General features: G+C 45.8%; 19 protein-coding genes and 1 tRNA gene. 6 read left to right on the top strand and 14 right to left on the bottom strand.

Annotated features, from left to right (window positions below; translation table 11 throughout):
* The first annotated feature begins 30 nt into the window (after nucleotides 1-30).
* Both NAF29_RS14530 and mgrA read left to right on the top strand, forming a co-directional pair.
* Nucleotides 31-600: a pyridoxamine 5'-phosphate oxidase family protein gene (locus NAF29_RS14530; RefSeq protein ID WP_251262341.1), complete on the top strand. Its 570-nt coding sequence runs from the start codon at nucleotides 31-33 to the stop codon at nucleotides 598-600.
* Between the two features lie 160 nt (nucleotides 601-760).
* Nucleotides 761-1,777 carry an L-glyceraldehyde 3-phosphate reductase gene (mgrA, locus tag NAF29_RS14525; RefSeq protein ID WP_285817784.1) on the top strand — a complete coding sequence of 339 codons (1,017 nt, stop codon included), beginning with the start codon at nucleotides 761-763 and terminating at the stop codon, nucleotides 1,775-1,777.
* Between the two features lie 52 nt (nucleotides 1,778-1,829).
* On the opposite strand, the gene NAF29_RS14520 is transcribed toward mgrA, so the two are convergent.
* From NAF29_RS14520 to NAF29_RS14505, 4 genes are all read right to left on the bottom strand, one after another.
* Nucleotides 1,830-2,726 carry a MaoC/PaaZ C-terminal domain-containing protein gene (locus NAF29_RS14520; RefSeq protein ID WP_251262340.1) on the bottom strand — a complete coding sequence of 299 codons (897 nt, stop codon included), beginning with the start codon at nucleotides 2,724-2,726 and terminating at the stop codon, nucleotides 1,830-1,832.
* 111 nt (nucleotides 2,727-2,837) lie between these two features.
* Nucleotides 2,838-3,299 (bottom strand): methyltransferase family protein, encoded by a 462-nt coding sequence (locus NAF29_RS14515; RefSeq protein WP_251262339.1) that lies wholly within the window; start codon nucleotides 3,297-3,299, stop codon nucleotides 2,838-2,840.
* Nucleotides 3,300-3,308: 9 nt separating this feature from the next.
* Nucleotides 3,309-5,450: a phosphate acetyltransferase gene (gene pta / locus NAF29_RS14510; protein ID WP_285817793.1), complete on the bottom strand. Its 2,142-nt coding sequence runs from the start codon at nucleotides 5,448-5,450 to the stop codon at nucleotides 3,309-3,311.
* 55 nt (nucleotides 5,451-5,505) lie between these two features.
* On the bottom strand, nucleotides 5,506-6,702 hold the full coding sequence (locus tag NAF29_RS14505) for an acetate kinase (protein WP_251262337.1): 1,197 nt from the start codon (nucleotides 6,700-6,702) through the stop codon (nucleotides 5,506-5,508).
* A gap of 289 nt (nucleotides 6,703-6,991) precedes the next feature.
* Here NAF29_RS14505 and yfbV point away from each other — a divergent pair, with 289 nt between their 5' ends.
* Nucleotides 6,992-7,429 (top strand): terminus macrodomain insulation protein YfbV, encoded by a 438-nt coding sequence (gene yfbV, locus NAF29_RS14500; RefSeq protein WP_251262336.1) that lies wholly within the window; start codon nucleotides 6,992-6,994, stop codon nucleotides 7,427-7,429.
* Nucleotides 7,430-7,451: 22 nt separating this feature from the next.
* On the opposite strand, the gene NAF29_RS14495 is transcribed toward yfbV, so the two are convergent.
* The 3 genes from NAF29_RS14495 to pflB form a co-directional block, all read right to left on the bottom strand.
* Nucleotides 7,452-8,096: an energy-coupling factor ABC transporter permease gene (locus NAF29_RS14495; protein ID WP_251262335.1), complete on the bottom strand. Its 645-nt coding sequence runs from the start codon at nucleotides 8,094-8,096 to the stop codon at nucleotides 7,452-7,454.
* Nucleotides 8,097-8,837, bottom strand: a complete 741-nt coding sequence (gene pflA / locus NAF29_RS14490) for a pyruvate formate lyase 1-activating protein (RefSeq protein WP_251262334.1) — start codon at nucleotides 8,835-8,837, stop codon at nucleotides 8,097-8,099.
* Nucleotides 8,838-8,944: 107 nt separating this feature from the next.
* Nucleotides 8,945-11,236 (bottom strand): formate C-acetyltransferase, encoded by a 2,292-nt coding sequence (gene pflB, locus NAF29_RS14485; RefSeq protein ID WP_251262333.1) that lies wholly within the window; start codon nucleotides 11,234-11,236, stop codon nucleotides 8,945-8,947.
* An 867-nt stretch (nucleotides 11,237-12,103) separates the two neighbouring features.
* Between pflB and NAF29_RS14480 the strand changes: the two genes are divergently transcribed.
* A complete protein-coding gene (locus NAF29_RS14480; RefSeq protein ID WP_251262332.1) occupies nucleotides 12,104-13,621 on the top strand; it encodes a DUF3360 family protein in 1,518 nt (505 codons plus the stop codon).
* 59 nt (nucleotides 13,622-13,680) lie between these two features.
* Here NAF29_RS14480 and xthA read toward each other — a convergent pair whose 3' ends face one another.
* Entirely contained in the window at nucleotides 13,681-14,499 is an 819-nt protein-coding gene (gene xthA, locus NAF29_RS14475; protein ID WP_251262331.1) for an exodeoxyribonuclease III, read from the bottom strand.
* A 92-nt stretch (nucleotides 14,500-14,591) separates the two neighbouring features.
* Between xthA and NAF29_RS14470 the strand changes: the two genes are divergently transcribed.
* Nucleotides 14,592-14,756 (top strand): hypothetical protein, encoded by a 165-nt coding sequence (locus NAF29_RS14470; protein WP_251262330.1) that lies wholly within the window; start codon nucleotides 14,592-14,594, stop codon nucleotides 14,754-14,756.
* Nucleotides 14,757-14,773: 17 nt separating this feature from the next.
* On the opposite strand, the gene NAF29_RS14465 is transcribed toward NAF29_RS14470, so the two are convergent.
* The 4 genes from NAF29_RS14465 to NAF29_RS14450 all read right to left on the bottom strand — a co-directional run bounded on the left by NAF29_RS14465 (nucleotide 14,774) and on the right by NAF29_RS14450 (nucleotide 17,819).
* On the bottom strand, nucleotides 14,774-15,472 hold the full coding sequence (locus NAF29_RS14465) for an aspartyl/asparaginyl beta-hydroxylase domain-containing protein (RefSeq protein WP_251262329.1): 699 nt from the start codon (nucleotides 15,470-15,472) through the stop codon (nucleotides 14,774-14,776).
* 119 nt (nucleotides 15,473-15,591) lie between these two features.
* Nucleotides 15,592-15,918, bottom strand: coding sequence for a hypothetical protein (locus tag NAF29_RS14460; RefSeq protein ID WP_251262328.1), 327 nt, complete (start codon nucleotides 15,916-15,918; stop codon nucleotides 15,592-15,594).
* Between the two features lie 78 nt (nucleotides 15,919-15,996).
* Nucleotides 15,997-17,652, bottom strand: a complete 1,656-nt coding sequence (locus NAF29_RS14455) for a tetratricopeptide repeat-containing response regulator (protein WP_251262327.1) — start codon at nucleotides 17,650-17,652, stop codon at nucleotides 15,997-15,999.
* A gap of 82 nt (nucleotides 17,653-17,734) precedes the next feature.
* Nucleotides 17,735-17,819: transfer RNA gene (locus tag NAF29_RS14450), tRNA-Tyr, on the bottom strand.
* 229 nt (nucleotides 17,820-18,048) lie between these two features.
* Here NAF29_RS14450 and NAF29_RS14445 point away from each other — a divergent pair.
* Entirely contained in the window at nucleotides 18,049-18,543 is a 495-nt protein-coding gene (locus tag NAF29_RS14445; RefSeq protein ID WP_251262326.1) for a VC2046/SO_2500 family protein, read from the top strand.
* Here NAF29_RS14445 and NAF29_RS14440 read toward each other — a convergent pair.
* Both NAF29_RS14440 and NAF29_RS14435 read right to left on the bottom strand, forming a co-directional pair.
* On the bottom strand, nucleotides 18,540-19,568 hold the full coding sequence (locus NAF29_RS14440) for a DUF2860 family protein (RefSeq protein WP_251262325.1): 1,029 nt from the start codon (nucleotides 19,566-19,568) through the stop codon (nucleotides 18,540-18,542). The two genes, NAF29_RS14445 and NAF29_RS14440, sit on opposite strands and share 4 nt — an antisense overlap.
* Before the next feature lie 77 nt (nucleotides 19,569-19,645).
* The gene (locus NAF29_RS14435; protein ID WP_251262324.1) at nucleotides 19,646-20,029 is read right to left on the bottom strand and encodes a YchJ family protein; all 384 of its coding nucleotides are present in this window, start codon (nucleotides 20,027-20,029) and stop codon (nucleotides 19,646-19,648) included.
* Between the last annotated feature and the right edge of the window lie 31 nt (nucleotides 20,030-20,060).

The raw sequence follows: 20,060 nt of genomic DNA, 5'->3' as shown, positions 1-20,060 counted from the left end.
TGCTAGTTCCTCCTCAAAACGAGAATGATCATGGGCCAACAATTTAAGCGACTATCCGACAGTCAAATATCGTTTATTGAATCTCAAAAGCTATTTTTTGTAGGAACAGCAACTGCCGATAGTCGTGTCAACGTGTCGCCTAAGGGCATGGACTCGTTTCGAGTCATATCAAACACTAAAGCGCTGTGGCTGAACGTGACAGGAAGTGGCAATGAGACCTCAGCGCACGTGCAAGAAAACCCTCGAATGACGGTCATGTTTGCTGCGTTTGAAGGCAAGCCGCTGATCCTTCGATTGTATGGAGCAGCCACCGTGATTCATCGAGGTGATAGTGCTTGGGCCTCGGCTTATGCTCACTTTCCTGAAACTCCGGGAGCTCGGCAAGTGTTTGAGCTTGATATTGAACTGGTGCAATCGTCTTGCGGTATGTCTATTCCATTTTACGATTACGTGGGTGAGCGCGAGCTGCTTAAAAAATGGGCCACGCATCAGGGCGAAGAAGGAGTCTCAGAATATTGGAAACAAAAGAATCAAACCAGCATTGATGGCATAGCCACTCATATTATCAAAAGAAGCAAAGCAAAGGTTTCGCCCGAATAGACGACAATTGTTGAATTGGGTTTAGGTGTCATCATTGATTGGCTTCATATTATTGCAAATAGTCGTACAATAACTGTTATCAAAATATAACAAGATGCTGACGCTTAACGTACGCCCATTACTTTGTGTTTTTGTACATCTTTGAATCAAGAGAACTTGAATGAAAATCAATGATCATGCCCCAATCGAGTCGTATGCGGCTCATCCAAATCGCTATGACAAAATGCCCTATCGCCGCTGTGGAAAAAGCGGTGTGTTGTTGCCTGCTTTATCCATCGGTTTGTGGCATAACTTTGGCGATTACGACAATTTGGCCAATGCGAGAATGGTGCTCAGAGAGGCGTTTGATTTGGGCATCACTCATTTTGATTTAGCCAATAACTACGGGCCTCCGTACGGCAGTGCTGAAGAAAACTTTGGTCGTATCATGAAGGCTGATTTTAGCACCCATCGAGACGAGTTATTTATTGCCTCAAAAGCAGGCTACGATATGTGGCCTGGCCCATATGGTGTAGGCGGCTCTCGTAAATATTTGATGTCGAGTTTAGATCAATCACTTCAACGCATGAATTTGGACTACGTGGACTTGTTTTATCACCATTGCCCTGATCCAAACACACCCATTGAAGAAACCGTTGCAGCGTTAGACAGTATCGTCCGTCAGGGCAAAGCTTTGTACGTGGGAATTTCTAATTACAGTGCAGACCAAACTCTAGCAGCGTTACGAATGTTTAAAGAGCTTGGAACGCCTTGTTTGATTCACCAAGCGCGCTATTCGATGTTTGACCGTTGGGTAGAGGAGGGTTTAATTGATGTGGTTGGCCAGCATGGCGTTGGCATGATCACCTTCTCGCCGTTGGCACAGGGAATGCTCAGCCATCGATACCTCAATGGTATCCCCCAAGATAGCCGCGCAGCCGATAGCAAATCATATTTGCCAGCTGAACGCGTGAATGAGTTTTTACCGAAAATCAAACGCCTTGCTGAAATTGCAGAAGAGCGCGGGCAAACGCTATCACAAATGGCCTTGGCTTGGCTGCTAAGAGATGAGCGTGTGACGTCTGTATTGATTGGGGCAAGCTCTAAAGAGCAATTGAGAGAAAACGTCGTGGCCGTTGAAAATTTAGACTTTTCAGAAAAAGAGTTAAACACCATTCAGCAAATACTGATCGACTAGCCACCTGAGCGCTGCGGGTGAGTGCCCGCAGCGAAAGATGAATGACGTCGAACTATTCGCAGCTGTAACTGCCGATCATCAGCATTTTGTCGTGTTGGTCCTGAAGTTTAAATGGAATGCTGCTGGAACCACTTCCTGTTTGCTCACTATGAAGCAGCGTGTTTTGCCCACCGGGTAGTTTCAGTGGGGCAGTAAAACGCACATCAATGTGGTGTACCGAACGATTTAATGCCGTTTGTAGTAATTCATAGGTTCTTACAAATGTGCCAAAGCCATGCAGCACTTTGCTCCCGAATGGCGAGAACTTCCCGGCTATATCGCTCCAATGAATCGGATTAAAATCCCCGGTGAGTAACGCAAAGTTACTGCCATCGCTATCTATCGCCGTCCATTGGCCAAGTGGCTGAAATATGCGAGGATCTTCTTTACGCATTGGGCGTCTGCCCGCTTCGGGTCCTAGTGGTAAAAGTGTTTGTATTTCCAACTCAATTGCATGCTCGATCTCCGCCGTTGAGATTGCGACATGCTGAATAATTCGAACTCGGCCTGCCGTTTCTCGGAGCCGCTGGATCGTGATCTCAGCATTGATTTCAGATTGATACGGAATAGGATGATTGACCACCATACCGCAGCCTTGGTTGATAATCCGCCCCAATGGGTAGCGCGATTGCTTGAGTTGTTGGATGCACATGGGCATGGCCAAATGAAAAAATAAATGAGGTGGAATTTTTGCTCGGTAGCGGTCAGCAGATGCGCCTGACCATTGCACATAGTGATTGATAAGGCGTTCGCTGGGCAGTGAAATGGGGGATGAGATGACTTCAAATTCACTGGGGTTTTCGGCTGGAAGAGTAAATGACAATATTTCGCGGCCAATCAATGACGCAAAAGAACGTAGCATAGTGCCTTGTTCGAGTATCAACGTCTTCGGAACTCTATTGTCTGTCATTGCCTAATCCTTGCAGTATGAACCGTTCATAGGCGCGAATTATAAGCCACATCCAATAAATTATATATGTGCGATTATGTTGTTGAAAATATGAGACTCTGAACTGTTGCATTAAAGCCAGCGTTTGACGGATGCGCAGTAGTTGTCGAACGAATCACCGAAACGTTGTTGAAGTGCGCGCTCTTCCGGGATGATTTGGTACTGTGTCAGGTAGGCGGTAAAGCCCATGAGGATGACTAAGCTCAATGGTTTGCCAAGCCATAAACCGAATGCTAAAACAACGAGCGCCATACCCACGTACATAGGGTTTCGCGTGTATTGAAAAACACCGCTGTCGACCAAGGTATTGGCTGCATCTGGCGTCATTGGGTTGACTGTCGTTTGATGCTGTTTAAAGCTCACAATACCAAGCATCGCAATAATAATGCCTGCCGCTAGAGCAACGGCGGCCGCAACCTTAAACGTGGTTGCAGCGTGGCCGTACACTTGAAAATGCCCCGGTGCGAACTGAATGAGCACCACTGCGATTAAAACTAACAATACAGGTGGTACTTTAAGTTCGAGTTGAGGCATTGCTGTTTCCTATTGTTTCGATTTAGCCATTTGAGCCGCTTGAATGGCTGTTAGAGCAACAGTGTAAACAATATCCTCAACTAATGCGCCTCTGGATAAATCATTCACAGGTTTATTCAAGCCTTGCAGCATTGGACCGATTGAAATCAAGTCGGCTGAACGCTGAACAGCTTTATAAGTTGTGTTACCCGTATTTAAGTCAGGGAAAATAAAGACCGTCGCTTGGCCGGCAACAGGGCTGTCTGGCGCCTTACTTAAGGCCACATTTTCCATGACTGCAGCATCGTATTGCAGCGGACCGTCAATGACTAAGTCTGGACGACGCTCTTTGGCGATACGCGTAGCTTCACGCACTTTGTCAACATCAGAGCCTGTGCCACTTGAACCTGTTGAATAACTAATCATGGCCACTTTAGGTTCAATACCAAAGGCCGCGGCAGATTCAGCAGACTGAATGGCGATATCGGCCAGTTGATCAGAATTGGGGTCAGGGTTAATGGCACAGTCACCGTAGACAAAGACTTGATCAGGCAAGAGCATGAAGAAAATTGACGATACCAAGGATGATGTAGGGGCCGTCTTAATCAACTGCAATGCAGGACGAATGGTATTGGCGGTTGTGTGGACTGCACCTGATACCAAACCGTCAACATGATCCATTTGCAGCATCATGGTCCCGAGCATTACGTTGTCTTCTAAGTGTTCGCGCGCAACGACTTCTTCTAAACCTTTATGTTTACGCAGCTCGACCATCGGGCCGACGTAATCCTCAAGAATTGAGCTTGGATCTACAATTTCAACGCCTTCTGGCAACACAATACCTTGCTGCTCTGCAACGCGATGAATGTCGTCGGGGTTGCCCAACAATACTGGTTTTGCAATGCCACGTTCGGCACAGATAGCAGCGGCGCGAACTGTACGAGGTTCATCTCCTTCTGGCAATACAATACGTTTGGCTGCGTTGCGCGCAAGTTCAGTGAGCTTAAAGCGGAATGCAGGAGGTGACATCAACTGTGTTCGGTCATGGCGCTGAATGAGTTGGTCGATCCATTCGGGCTGAATGTATTGTGCGGCATGCTCCTGAACAAGGTGTAAACGCTCTGCATCGTCGATTGGTAGCTCGAGATTAAAGCCTTGCAATGACAACGAGGTCTGCCATGTATTAGTCCGAATGAGCAACACTGGCAAACCGCCTTCAATGGCGTGTTTACATAGTTCCATGATCTCAGGGTCAGGACGGTAACCACCAGTCAGTAACAATGCACCAATTTCGGTTCCGTTCATCGCTGATAAACAGGCCGCAACAATCACATCGTAACGGTCTGCGGAGCTGACTAACAGGCTGCCAGGTTTAAAGTGCTCGATCATATTTGGAATGCTTCGCGCACAGAATGTAACACTGCGTAGGCGGCGCAAGTCGGCTTCACCTTTGCTGACGTATTCAGCGTCGAGGTGTTCTGCTAAGTCGGCGACGCGCGGCGCAATAAGGTCAAAGTTCCACGGAATGCAGCCCAGCAGTGGCACTTTAGAACGGCTGAACACGGTTTTGATTTTATCGATATTCGCAGACAGTGTGGAGCGCGTTTCCTCGAACATTTCCGATAAATCAGGGCGATTACGGCCTTGCTCATCGACAGGTGCGCCCACTTTATTGACAATCACACCGAGCAAGCGCTTGTTTTTCTGCCCACCTAAGTTGTTGAAGGTAATTTCAACGCGCTCTTTCAAGTCTTTCGGTTTGTCGTGACCTGGAATCGTGACAAACACGATTTCGGCGTTGAGCGCCTTGGCAATATCAAAGTTGAGTCGTGTGGCGTATGTGTGGCGTCGAGTTGGGACTAGGCCTTCGACAATGACGACGCTGGCATCTGAGCAGTCGGTTTGATGGCGCTCAACGATATCTTCGAGCAACACATCTTTTTTATCGCTACTGATTAAGCCTTCGGCCATTTCTAGCGGAATAGATTCGATAAGTGGAATGCCCGTTGCATTCTCAACGATGCGTGTGGACAGCTCTGGACCTTCGTAGCCCGGACGAGGCTGCCCAATAGGCTTGAAAAATGTACTGGATAAACCCAAGCGTTGGAAGGTGTGGAGCAAGCCCAATGAAATGGTTGTTAAACCAACACCTTCACCGATTGGAATAAGCATGATAGTTCGTTGCACAGGAGTTACCTTTTAGTCGTTATTATTGTTTTAATTGAATTTATACGCCGGCTAATCGAGCGCTGTCTTGCGCGATGATCCACTCTTCATTTGTTGGGATCACCAATGCTTTCACGCCCGATTCATCATCGGTAATGACACCTGATGCGCCAAAGCGAGCAGCCGAGTTGGCTTCTGCATCTACTTTAATTCCTAAGATGGCCAAACGTTCGAGAACATCCGCACGGACGGTGTCTGAGTTCTCGCCAATTCCACCGGTAAATACAATCGCGTCGAGGCTCGGCAGTGCAGCGGTGTATGAAGCAATATATTTAGCGAGGCGATAGCACATCACATCGTGTGCACGAATAGCGTCAGGCTTGCCGTTCTCTACGTTATCTTCAACATATCGGCAGTCACTGCTGACTTCGGTTAAGCCCAATAAACCACTTTGTTTGTGTACCATGGTGTTGACTTCGTCGAGTGTGTAGCCAAGTTTGTCGACTAAGTGGAAGATGATCGCAGGGTCAATATCACCGCAGCGCGTGCCCATGACAAGGCCTTCAAGCGGTGTCATGCCCATGCTTGTGTCGATACTTTTACCATTTTTAACGGCACAGATAGATGAACCATTACCGAGGTGAGCCACAATGACATTGGTTTCTGAAATATCTTTGTTGAGCATTTTGGCGGCTTCTTGACTCACGTATAAATGGCTAGTGCCATGCATGCCATATCGACGCACACCGTGCTGACGGTAAAGTTTGTAAGGCAGGGCATAGAGATATGCTTGCTGAGGCATGCTCTGATGAAAAGCTGTATCGAACACTGCGGTTTGTGGCAGCGCTGGAAATGCAGATTTTGCCGCGCGAATTCCAATTAAATGAGCTGGGTTGTGCAGCGGAGCGAGTGTGGCACAGTCTTCAATGCCTTTAATGACTTCCGGCGTGATCAATGCTGAACCTGTAAAGTTTTCTCCTCCGTGAACAACACGATGACCCACAGCTACAATTTGGTCGCGTAACCCTGACTCATCAATGATGGTTTGAAGGTAATCGAGCGCTTCTCGGTGAGCTGACCCTGCTCCTAACGATTCCTCGTTTTTATTTCCTTCGAGTTTCCATTTGATACGCGCATCCACAAGACTTAAGCATTCGGCTAAGCCACTGAGGTATTCGTCGCCATTGTCGGCGTCGATAAGAGCAAATTTGAGAGAAGAGCTGCCGCAGTTAAGTACCAAAACGAGTTTCGTTTGCATCTTGGCTAGAGTCCTTGTTGTTGAGTCATTACTTGGGGGTCAATAGTTATGTACGAGCCGTGTAAGCTTAGTCAAAGAAATTACTTTTTAGCCAGTCACATATAGTGTGGTTACTATAACTAATTATGTAAATTAATTACAAAAACTGCCTAACCAATTCTTAATCTCAATCAATTTTGGTTGTAAACTTTCTTGAGCAGATAGATGGGGTCTTCAAAAAGCGGCTTCTGACTTGAAATTAACGACGATCATCGCTATTTATGTAGTAGGTTCAATTGAGGTTTACTGAATGCAATTCTCTGAAACATTAAGGCACGGACAGCACTATATGGAAGCGTGGCCAATGCGCTCAGAACTCGCTGTTGTACTGCCTGAAAATCAGATTATGCGAGCCACTCGATTTGGCCAAAAAATAGTGCCATTATTAGCGATTATCTCGGTGGCATTGCCTGTGGGGATGAACTCCCCTGATATGCTACCGTCTGGAATTGCGACCGCGCTGTTTATGTTTAGCCTGCCGGTGCAAAGCCTATACTGGTTGGGCAAGCGTTCGCAATCACCCCTGCCTTCCAGCCTCCGTGGTTGGTACCAAGAAATTCACCAAACATTATCTGAAAAGAATAAAGCGACCCAACCGTGTAAATCGACCCCTAAATTTGTTGATTTGGCAGAAATTTTGAAGCAGTCGTTTTCAACATTAGACAAGTCGACTCAACGTAATCGTTAAGTTGCTTTATCGGACATGGTGCTTAGTTGTCGGGGCCTAGGTAATCTAGATCTTGATAGGTGCGAACCCATTCAGGTTTGTATATCACCATGACAGTGATCACCATGCCGTTGAGCATCGCTTCAGGGAACAACATAAGGGGGAGCATGCGCAACAGATGATGTTGTATCTCATCTCCAGTGTAAGCGCCACTCCAAGCGTACCATGCCGCTAAGCAAAGGATGCTACAGGTGATAGCAATCGCTGCCGTGATGAATGCGTTGACAAATATATAGATGAATAAATGGTGAGGTAAATAATGCCGAACCAGCAATAAACTTGTGTATGTAATGGCTGCTGCTGGCAAAATGCGGAGTAGCCACTGCTCAGCAATGAGTTCAGGCATGAGCATTCCTGCCGCTGACATGAGTAATAGGCTTGCTAAGCCTGCGAGGCAAGTCAACCTCAGCCCAATTACTAGCGTGGCGGTGGTGATCATCAAAAAATGCAATGATAATCCAGAGATCAACTCAACATCTAGGCTCCACAACATACTTTGTAGCGCAATGATGGCGGCAAAGTTGCGGCTTAAGATTGAACTGGAAAGTAACTTGCGGAGTTGCTCTAAAGGGCTCATAAGGTAGACGAACCCTGCAATGACGATCCAAATCAGTAGTAGGGACGACATTTAATAAATTACGTTTAACCCACGGCTCTTAAAAACATCACAGATGGTTTCCATGGTTTCTTTACTTGGCGGATGAACTTCAGTGAGTTCATAAGGTTCGCCCATGGCTTCCCATTTGTGTTTGCCAAGTTCGTGGTAAGGCAGTAGCTCGACACGTTCAATGTTTTTCATCGGGAGGATAAAGTCTGCCAACTCTTCGGCCGAAGCTACATCGTCGGTATAACCGCCCACAACAACGTAACGCAGCCAAGTCTTTTGGTTGCGCTCGGCAAGGCGCAAAGCAAACTCTTTGGCGTGACGATTACTCACCTTGGTGAGATCAATATGTTTCGCATCGTCCATCTGCTTGAGGTCGAGCATCACGAGATCGGTCACATCTAACAAGTGTTCAATGGCATCGCTGTGATGGCGCACAAATCCATTAGTATCTAGACAGGTATGTATACCTTCTTTTTGGCAGGCCTTAAAAAGCTCTGTTACAAACTCAGCTTGCAGTGTGGCTTCGCCACCGGAAGCGGTAATGCCACCATCGCTGGCTTCGATAAAATGACGGTAACTGAGCAATTCCGTCATGATTTCTTCAACGGTCATTTCCTGACCCGCATCTACATCCCAAGTATCGCGGTTGTGGCAGTATTTACATCGCATCAAGCAACCTTGCATAAACACAATGTAGCGAATACCTGGTCCGTCAACGGTGCCGCAGGTTTCAACAGAATGGACGCGTCCTTTAATGGTCATAAGTCACTCGCGATGATGAATTCTAAAAACTAACGTCTAACTACGTTAGGCATAAAAAAGGCCTTGCATTGCAAGGCCTAGTGTAGCGCTTTGTTAGCGTTGTTGCATTAGAACGCGGTTGTAAATGTACGCGTAATAACGTCTTGTTTCTGCTCATCGGTTAATGAGTTGAAACGAACAGCATAGCCAGAAACACGAATGGTCAGCTGAGGATAATTCTCAGGGTTTTCCATTGCGTCGAGCAGCATTTCACGGTTCATCACGTTCACGTTGAGGTGTTGACCACCTTCAACACTTGGTGTGTGATGGAAATAACCATCCATCAAACCTGCCAAGTTCTTACGTTGAACCGTGTCGTCTTTACCCAGTGCATTTGGCACGATTGAGAAGGTATATGAAATACCATCTTGTGCGTATGAGAACGGTAGTTTCGCGACTGATGTCAGCGATGCAACAGCGCCTTTCTCATCACGGCCGTGCATTGGGTTTGCACCCGGCGCAAACGGTGTGCCAGCAGCGCGTCCGTCAGGGGTGTTACCTGTTTTCTTACCATAAACAACGTTCGACGTAATGGTCAGAATAGACTGTGTTGGAATCGCGTCACGGTATGTAGAAAGCTTACGAATCTTCTTCATGAAGGTTTCAACAAGTTCACATGCGATGCTATCTACACGGTCATCGTTGTTACCGTATTTAGGGAAGTCGCCTTCGATTTCGAAATCGGTCGCAATGCCATTTTCGTCACGTACAGGCTTCACTTTGGCATATTTAATTGCAGAAAGTGAGTCAGCACAGATCGATAGACCGGCGATACCGCACGCCATAGTACGACGTACATCACGATCGTGAAGCGCCATTAATGGTGCTTCATAAGCATACTTGTCATGCATGAAGTGGATACAGTTGAGCGCCGCAACATATTGCTTCGCTAACCAGTCCATGAAGTGGTCGAGACGATCCATGATGTCGTCATAGTCCAAATATTCGCTGGAAACGGGGTCAGTTTTTGGACCAATCTGAATTTTCAGTTTTTCGTCCACACCGCCGTTCATGCAATACAGCAATGTTTTTGCAAGGTTGGCACGAGCACCGAAGAACTGCATGTGCTTACCAATCACCATTGGGCTTACACAACATGCAATGCCGTAATCGTCCGAGTCGAAATCTGGACGCATTAGGTCATCGTTTTCATATTGGATTGAGCTGGTATCAATCGATACTTTTGCACAGTAGCGTTTGAAGCCATCTGGCAGTTGCTCAGACCACAACACTGTAATGTTTGGCTCTGGGCTTGGGCCCATGGTGTACAACGTGTTCAAGAAGCGGAAGTTTGAACGTGTCACCAATGTGCGACCGTCTACGCCCATACCTCCTACAGATTCTGTGGCCCAGATAGGGTCGCCAGAGAACAAGTCATCATATTCTGGTGTACGTAAGAAACGAACCATACGCAACTTCATCACGAAGTGGTCGATCATTTCTTGTGCTTGCACTTCTGTGAGCGTACCCGCTGCAATATCACGCTCGATGTAAACATCGAGGAATGTTGATACGCGACCAAGCGACATAGCTGCACCGTTTTGACTTTTCACTGCGGCCAAATAACCGAAGTAAGTCCATTGGATTGCTTCTTGTGCGTTGGTGGCGGGGCCACTGATATCAAAACCGTACTTGGCAGCCATTTCTTTCATTTGGCCTAAAGCGCGATGTTGCTCTGAAATCTCTTCGCGAAGGCGAATGGTGCGCTCTAATTCAGCCGTATCTGCAGCACCGTACATGGAATCTTCAAGGCTGATGTGCTGTTTAACTTTGTCTTTCATCAAATAGTCGATGCCATACAAAGCAATACGGCGATAGTCACCAATGATACGGCCACGGCCATATGCATCTGGCAAGCCTGTAATCACCCCTGATTTACGGCAGTTGCGAATGTCGCCAGTGTAAACGTCAAATACGCCTTGGTTATGCGTTTTACGATACTCAGAGAAGATTTTGCTGATGGTTGGGTCGAGTGCTTTACCATAAACTGAACAGCCCGTTTCGACCATGCGAATACCACCGTTACAAATCAAACCACGCTTAAGCGGAGCGTCTGTTTGTAAACCTACGATGGTTTCTAGATCTTTATTGATGTAGCCAGCGTCATGGGAAGTGACAGTTGAAGGTATGTCAGTGTCGAAATCAACAGGTGCGTGAGTGCTGTTTTCCTGTTTGATACCGTCCATGACTCTGTCCCACAATTCTGTGGTCGCGTCGGTTGCACCTGCAAGGAAAGATTCATCTCCCTCGTATGGTGTGTAGTTCGCTTGAATAAATTCACGAACATTTACTTCTGTTTTCCAATCACCTGCGGTAAAGCCTTCCCAAGCTTTTGCGAAGTTGTCGGTTTGATCAGCCATTTGCGATTTACCTTTTGATTTGAATTTTGCCATCCGAAAACGTGCTCTATCGAGGGCGTTTGCGGTTTCACATTCTGCCGTTAAATGCACTCGAACATCGTGTCATGCAATACCGGTTTGTTCCAGCTGGTTGTTGCTAGAGATAATAAGAAGTCTAGCATTGGATACTCGGTTCGTAGCTTTTTCAGTAATCAAATTATGAGCTGTTTTTGGAAGGGGGTACCTTTTTCTTTACAACCCAACAAATCACTAAAAGCTTGAAGCGTTCCGAACATATAAATCAGCTCGAATTTGTGGATTTAATTTATCGAAAAGGGAGTCTGGTATAGTTGATCTGGATCACTTTTTAAGTGCTATTTGTAATAAAATTACAAAACGGAAATCCGTATGAAGTGTAGGTATTTAAAGGGGTTTGTGAAAATTATGATTCAAAAATAGGGTTTGGACGATGCATGATACGGCTGATTGATTAAAAAATAGAAATTTATTTTCAAAAATAACCCTTCTTTTGCCATCAAATGAATTTGAGTTAGCTAAGGTTTATACCGTGGACGGTGTTTTTTAAGTCATAAAATCAGTGTTTTAATGGGTTTTCTAGGTTTTGTAGATTTTGACGTTTTCTTTGTAGTTGATTTTCATCAAAGAAAAAACAATCCGACTTCATTAAGGTATGCGCCATTCATATTATTAAACAGTTGTTAAATCAGTTCAGGGGCCGCGCTGCCACCATAATAATTGCAAACAAGCAATTTGGCAGATGTCGATTAAACTGATAACTAACGAAGAATTATGAAGCCTCGCTTAACTTATTTTCGTTGGCGAGCCACCTCAAAAAATTCAATTTAGCTGATCAAAAAGCGGAACTATATGCAAGACCAAGACAACAAGAGTTATCAAGAGCTTCACCGGCCATCGAGCGAATTCGAAAGCCGTTCGGATTACCTTGACCATGAACTCAAAATCATGAAACCGCGCCGCTGGGCGCTTAATTTGCCTGGCCGTGACTTCAGATTTGAATGGGAAGATTTAGTGCCCGCTATTGCCGGTACAATCGGCATTATTGCCATGTATTCGGCCGTGATGATGTCGTGGGCTGATGGTCTTACTCAAGCTTGGGACCATGTGAATCTAGGCAAGGACTTTGCTATTGAAGTGGCCCGGGTAGAAATGCTCATTCCTGCATTACTGTTTTGTATCTTAGCTTCTGGTTTTATTAACCCAAGAGCCAACTTGGCAGGGAATCATGGCCCCATGATTCCGCTCATTGGCGTGATTGCTTTAGCGGGTGCTCATCCACTTGCCTTGGCTATATTGTTGGGTGTATTTGGCTTGCTACTCAGCTACTTCAAAGGCGGCTCCCGATTAGTCAACCTTACTGGAGAGGGGGTTGCAGGTGGATTACTTGTATTCCTCGGTTTTACCGGAGCGATGAGCCAAATTGGTTTGATCCAAACCTGGGCGACAGGCTTGCAAGCCGATGGCATTGAAGCCGGTTCGATGGGGTACATTGGCCTTGTCGTATTAGCTATCAATATTGTGCTTTATGCCTTCCTTGCAAGAATTAATAAGCGCTGGCTTGCCATTCCTGCATGTGCCATTACGGGGCTGCTGGTGGCATTGGCGTTGGGTGCTGGTTTTGATTTGAAATTTGAAACCGAAATGGGCTTGCCAAATTTGAATCCAGTGTACTGGTGGGGCTCAACAGAGCAGGGGTGGCAGCTTGGCTTGCCGAATATGGCGCATTTCATTGCATCGCTGCCGTTTGCCATTCTAGCCGTTGCGATGTGGTCACCAGATTTCTTGGGGCACCGTATTTTCCAAGAGCTCAACTATCCTCGTGGCACCGACAAAGTGTTAATGGATGTTGATGACACCATGACAACATGCTCACTTCGTCAAATCGTAGGTACCGCAGTGGGTGGTGGTAACATCACTTCTTCTTGGGGAACCTATATGATTCCGGCGGCCATTGCGAAACGTCCGATTCCTGCGGGCGCCATTGTGCTGGGCTCTTTGTGTATTGTGATTGCTATTTTGGGCTTCCCTATGGATGTGGCGGTATGGCCGCCCGTTATGCGCATTGCTTTGTTGGTGGGTGTGTTCTTGCCATTGCTCGAAGCGGGTATGCAAATGGTGAAAAACACCAAAGACTCACAAGCGGCCGGTATCTGTATTTTTGCCTCTGCCGTGGCCAACCCTGTACTGGCGTGGGCTCTAACCATGTTGCTGGACAACAATGGTTTGATTGGTGACAAAGAGCGCGCGAAAACATTGTCTATTTATGACCGCGTTATTATTCCGGCAAGTGTATTGGTGGTGTGTTTAATCGCGATGCTTGCGGTGGGAATGTTGGAAGGTCAGTACGGTATTCCGTCACTGTTATAGTTCGCATTTATAGTGAAAACAGGGCTCCTATGAGCCCTGTTTTTGATCTCGCCTATGACCTAGAAGCGGAAAGTTGACCATACTGGTGCGTGATCAGATGGCTTTTCTATGCCTCTAAGTTCATAATCAACATCACTTTCGAACACGCGCTTATTCATACTGTCAGTGGCAAGCAGTAAATCAATTCGCAGACCGCGATTGTCATTAAAGCCTTTAGAGCGGTAATCAAACCAGCTGAAGCGGTCGTTTGTATCTGGGTGCAGTGTGCGGAATGTATCGCTAAAACCGAAGTTCATTAGCGTTTTTAGCCATTCACGCTCTTCGGGTAAAAAGCTACATTTACCTGTTTTAAGCCAACGTTTGGCGTTGTTTTCGCCAATACCAATATCAGCATCGGTTGGCGAAATATTCATGTCACCAATGAGCACTAAGTTGTCATCAGGCGTTGTGTTCGCCTCCAAATAATTTTGGAGATCGATGTAAAATTGGCGCTTGTATGGGAATTTTACAGGGTGATCTTGGCTTTCACCTTGAGGGTAATATCCGTTCATCACTTTGATCTTTTCACCGTTAGGTAAGGTTAAATTAACCGTGATCATTCGGCGTTGAGCTTCTTCAGTGTCAGTTGGAAACCCTTTTTCGATGGAGTCAGGTTTGAGCTTGGTCATCATAGCGACACCGTAATGTGCTTTTTGACCATGAAATGCAACGTGATAGCCCATGGCTTCAACCGCTTCAAGCGGAAAAGCGTCGTCGTGAACTTTGATTTCTTGTAAACCAATCACGTCTGGCTGGTGCTTGTCGATGATGGCCTGAAGCTGGTGAAGGCGAGCACGAAGACCATTAATGTTGAATGAGATAATTTTAAAGTCAGACATAGCAAATTTTTTTATCGGGGAAGTGGGGCCGATTGTCGCAAACAGATTGGGTGCAAACAAGCACCAAACGAATTCACTTATGAGGAGGTAGTATGGCTAGTAATTTTTTTACATGGCAAACTCATGTTAAGAACTGGGTCAAAGAACATCATCCGAGAGTTAAAATTGACCCTGTTAGTTTTCGCAGAGATATGGAATATGCGTACTTTAAACGTCATTTATCCGTAGAGCAGTTTGTTGCCGAGCTTGTTTTCTAGTTGAAAGCCAGTTGTTACTAAGCATTGCCTGTCAGTAAGAGCGGAGTGGGGTATACCCACTCTGGCTCTGGTAGATATTCCAACATCAAATTGATTCGATCCACACTCCCTCGATTCTGAACACCATGATCCCACCGGTTATTAAAATCATAAATGTTACCTTGCTTCATGGAAAATTCCTGACCGCCTATGGAATAGACGCAATCGGGGCAGTCATTGATGGGAATATGAATTCTATGGCTGATTTGTGCCATGCGCTGGGCATCTTGATGGATTGGAATAGTAGCTCCAGCCTTTAGCTTTACGAGTGCTGCGCGGGTTAACACGCCTTTGGGAGATTCGAAGGTAGATGCTAAGTCTGAAATAATTGGGATGAGTAAATGTTGCCAGTGAACCCAGTCAAGAAAAGTATAAATGCGGGTTTCGCTGTTACGCTCTTCCATAATCGGAAGCATATCGTGAGGTTGGCGATGATTGCGCTTGCACCAGTCGATAATACTGTGTTGGAGTTGTTTAAAGCCGCGTTTGGAGTAGGCGGGCAGCCAGTCATGGCGAAATAGAATGGAGTCTGTGACACCATGTGTTGTGCGGTCTGAAAAGCAAGCATTGCGAATAGGACGTTGCTGCCATTGTAGTTGAGACAGCGATGCAACTTGTTTCTCAATGCCACTTACATCCGTTGTTCCGCGAATTGCATATGCAACGCCGATATCCATAGTCTAAAGTTCCGAATTATTAATCCAGATTTAAATGTGTCTGATAACGTTTACATTTTAAAGTGTGCACATGCAAAAATGATTGCATGTTCACACTAAAAGTGATTTGACGGGTATGTTTAGAAGGGGGTAGCTTCGGCTTCTTTCGTGTCTTTTAGATTATCTTCAGCAGCATTGGTTGCGGCTGTGGTTTGTTTTTTAGAGCACACTTGGTCATCGTTAAAACTGTCGCGGTAAAAGCGAATTTCTACGCATTGCTTTTCGTATACTTCTTCGAGATTGCTACGAACAACAATTGATTCAGACTGACGAATTCGGCGTTCTAATTCATCACATTCATGGCGCTGAGCGATAATATTTTCGATTTCTTCGCAAGAGGTGGAGTTTGTTGTGCAGGCTGTAAGCGAAGCGAAGCACATTAAAGAAACTGGCAAAAGGCGATACATCGAGTGTCCCTTGCAATAAGTTATTAGATTTTGCACTAGTGTACCCATCCTTGTACCTTTTGTTAATGAAAAGCTGGCTTATCTGCCGCCTTGTTGAATTTGTTGTAACTGCTGCCACAAATCTTTTCTACGATTGCGATGTTGGCTGGGTAATCGAACTTTGTCGACCAGCCTAAACAGTTCTTCGCAGCGCTTAATTTGAGCTTTGCTTGGTTTTTTTTGTTCTGCTAAGTTTTTGAGTAGAGTTTGTGCCAAGTTGAGTGCTGCCCCAGTGTTTGTAGGTGCAACCTGCAGCGCTACTTCAAACTCCTCAATGGCCTTACCATATTGAGCTTCATCGTAAGCCTTCATTCCTTGGCGGCTATGAACCTGAAACTGAGTATTAAGCGCTTCTACGCCGGTTGAGGCATCGGAGTGAGCAACAACAGTAGACAATAAAAACGGATTCACTGTATCGCTTTCTTTGGCCTTGTTCAGCAGTTTTTGCGCTTCTTCTAACTCGCCTATTAGAGCCACGGTATTGAGGCTTTCGTTCAAAAAATCGAAGGGTAGCTCGGTTTCTTCTGACTTGTTGTCGTAGCGTTCAGTGGCTTTGTAATACAGTTTTTTGGCGCGTAATAGATCGCCTCGAGAAGCGTATTTATGAGCATTGACCAAGTCTTCATAATTTTGAAAATCAAAGCCATTGTATTGTGCATCTTGTCGAGCCCGCATGAGTGTATTGAATACTTCGGTTTCAAGGCGTTTTGCCAGTTGCTCATCAGATGTGTCTAAGGCTGCTTCGATGGTTGCGCGCACATAGTTACACATGTGTTCCGTGTTTTTTTCAATCGCTCTTTGGCTTAAATCGAAGACTTGTTTAAACGCTTCTTGGGCGATGAGATATTCTTCTTGCCTGCGCGCTAAATTAGCAAGCTTGAGCTGTCGCTCGGAAGTAAATGGTGAAATGGTAGTGGCATTGCGCAGTATACGTAGCGCTTTGTCGCCCTCGTCCATAGCTTGGTAAGCTTCGGCCAAACAATCTTGAGCTTCGACCACCAAGGGATTTTGCTTCATCACTGGCCCAAGTAAGTCGAGGACTTCGTTATGTCGGCTTGCCTTATTGAGCGTGTGCCCGAGCGATACTCGTGCCCAGAGAATGTCACGTGACTCTAATATGTCGCGAAGGAGTTTCTCTGATGTGTCCAAGTTGCCGGCTAGGCGGTGCTGTTCAGCTAATATTTTTATACAAATTGAGCTGTAACGACTACTTGCTTTGAGCAATGATTCGCAGGTTTCAATGGCGAGATCGATGTCGTCATTGTGTAGCGCGGAGAACACCTCTCTCATTTCTTGGTGTTTGGTGGCGGCTCGTTGAAGTCGTGACGATAACTGCCGCAGTGAAAATGGTTTCACCATGTAATCATCGGGTTCTCTCTCAAGAGCGCCTAGTACAACACCGCGGGTGGCCTCGCCTGAAATGATAAAGAATATTGTATGAGGAGCGAGCAAACGTTTCTCGCGAAGCGTATCCAGCAATTGGCGGCCGTTTTTTCCATGGCCTAAATTGTAGTCTGCCAACACAATATCAAATGCTTTGGCACGACACGCTCGAATGGCTGCGTCTGAAGACTCAACAAATTGAATATCTTTCATTCCAAGATTCAACAGCATCCCCTTGAGTGTCACTTGGAATGCGCGTTGGTCATCAACAATTAAAACTTTGGCTCGTTCGAAGTCGAGTTTAGGATTCATCCAGAAAACTTAAAATTGCTATTTTAGAAGAGTGTAACACAAGGCTTTGTATTAGGAAGTTCGTAAAGAACTAAGTGGAAAGTGGTGGAGGGGGAAGGATTCGAACCTTCGAAGGCAGTGCCGTCAGATTTACAGTCTGATCCCTTTGGCCACTCGGGAACCCCTCCAACCGAGGCACGCATTATACAAATCTAATCTATGTTGTAAAGCACTAATTTTACGTTTGATTAAATACTATTCAAGGGAGATGTTTTTAAGCTTGTTTGGTCTGATTATGAGCTGATTCTTACTGAATTTAGGCGGTATTTTATTCAATTTTAAAAGTGCTTAAAAACCACTAAAGGTTAAGCGTAGGTGGCCGATAAATAAGGGAGCACATAACGAACGAAGATTGCAGTGACGATACAAGCAACCCAACCGCTAAGAGATGAATGGCAGCTAGGTACACAGTTAAATGACTGTGCGCATGGTGGTGATTCAGACAAATTTAGGTTGTTGCTGGCAATGCTATCCGAAGATGTGCGAGACCAGGCTCAATTTCATCAACTTGAGACTCAACACCCTTTACCTTCCTCTTTACGCGAACAATTTGATTTACCGCCAGAGCAAGCTCTTTATAGTGCGCCAGAGGCTTTACTCTCAACTGATAAGGCTGATGCAATGAACAACGGTGGAATGTCGGCGGTTCACCTGTTGAACTGTTTAAATCCAGACGCACTTTGCGGTCCGGAACAGAGTCGCATCAATGCTGATGTATTGGCGACGATGAGCCCGTTACGGCAAGCTCAGGTTCAAGGCTCAGAGCCAGAAACGAAACAGCCTGCCAATTGGCAGGCTGCTGATCAAGCATTGCTGGCGATGTTAAACCAATCTCGCCAACACGTTGCTTAAAAGCGGTAAAGCATTGCAGCGTTCACCGATTTAGTGTCCATGCTATGGAATTCAACGTCTGAATCACTTTCAAAGTAAGACGCTGACAAAATTCCTGACCAACCTTCCAATCCAAAGATTTTAGAGTAGAACATAGTGGCGTTTATACCGTACTCGTCCGCATCTGTTTTTTCGTCATAGATTGGATTTTCTTCATCAGAATTACGAACGCCATAATATCCGTTGACGATAAATGTGTAAGGTGCTGCAAAGTGAGTCATGGTCACTTGGCCAGCATAACCGTCGCCACCGATTGCTTCTCCGTCCATATCGCGATTAGTGTAAATAAACGCAGGCGTGAGAATTGTTTGTTTACTCATAAAGTAGTTGTAATTTAACTCTACTTTGTGGTGCTTACCGTCGCGTTGAAGAAGTCGTTGCTCTTCAAGTGTGATCATACCTGTTTCAACAGCTGATTCGCCGTTGCGATCTTCATCGATATCGATTTTACGGTATGTGTAGTTTACCGCGAATCCTGTGCCGCCAATATGTGACCAAGCAAAGCGAACACCGCTGGATTTGCGGTCAGTTTCCCGACGACGCTCATTCTCTAAGTAAGCATCTTCCCAGTATTTTGCGGGCATACCAGAAAACACGAATGCGCCCGACACGATACTCTTGTCAGACAGTTCTTGGCGATAACCGAATTGTTGTGTGAAGTCGAGGCGCACAGCATCTTGGATCAAGGTACCAAGAAAGAGCTGACCGCGTTCTTCTGCAAAGGTATAACGAATATCAAATAATGGCATGCCACCAATATTGCTTTCAGAAGGCGCGGATTGATCTACTGAGGTGATCACATCATTGTCTAAATCAGAAAACGTATTACCCGCAATTAAGTTTGAGCTGTAATCGTTATAAGCGACGCCAATTCCAGCAAAGCCAGACCACCCGCTTTGTTGAGGGATTTTAAGGATTTCAGCATTTGCCGTGCTCATTGTACCTAGAGCTAGAGCGATGCCTATCGCAGATATTTGCTTATTCATGTGACTTCCTTGAAAGTGTGTTTTTAAAGTGTGCTACAACTACTTATTAGTATAGTAGACGAACTGTTACGGTGTTGTTATGTACTTTGGTTCATATACCACCATTGGCCTTTTTCAAATCTGAAATTGGCCTCTTCATGATGTTGCTTCAACTGTCCGGCTTGACGGTACAAAGCAACAAACTCAACAAAACCTTTGGTTCCCACTTTACGCGACTGCGCCACATTCAAAGCTAACCATGAGCACTGACTGTTCCATTCTTCAACGGGTTCTGAGGACTCAGGCCGAGTACTTGGATGCCAGCTATTGAAGATAAAACTAATGTTATTTTGAGTGTGCGCGGTATAGCGCGCTCGCATAAGCTGCTCTGGGTGACGTGCTAATTTAGGTTTGAGGTGGATAACGCCACAGCAATCCTTGTATGTCTGGTTGCTACCACAAGGGCAGAGTTTCTTCTTCACGATTTAATCCCGCAAAACCAAAAAGAACGCA

The organism is Echinimonas agarilytica, from assembly GCF_023703465.1.
GTDB classification, from domain to species: domain Bacteria; phylum Pseudomonadota; class Gammaproteobacteria; order Enterobacterales; family Neiellaceae; genus Echinimonas; species Echinimonas agarilytica.
This window is presented reverse-complemented; position numbering and strand designations above follow the sequence as displayed.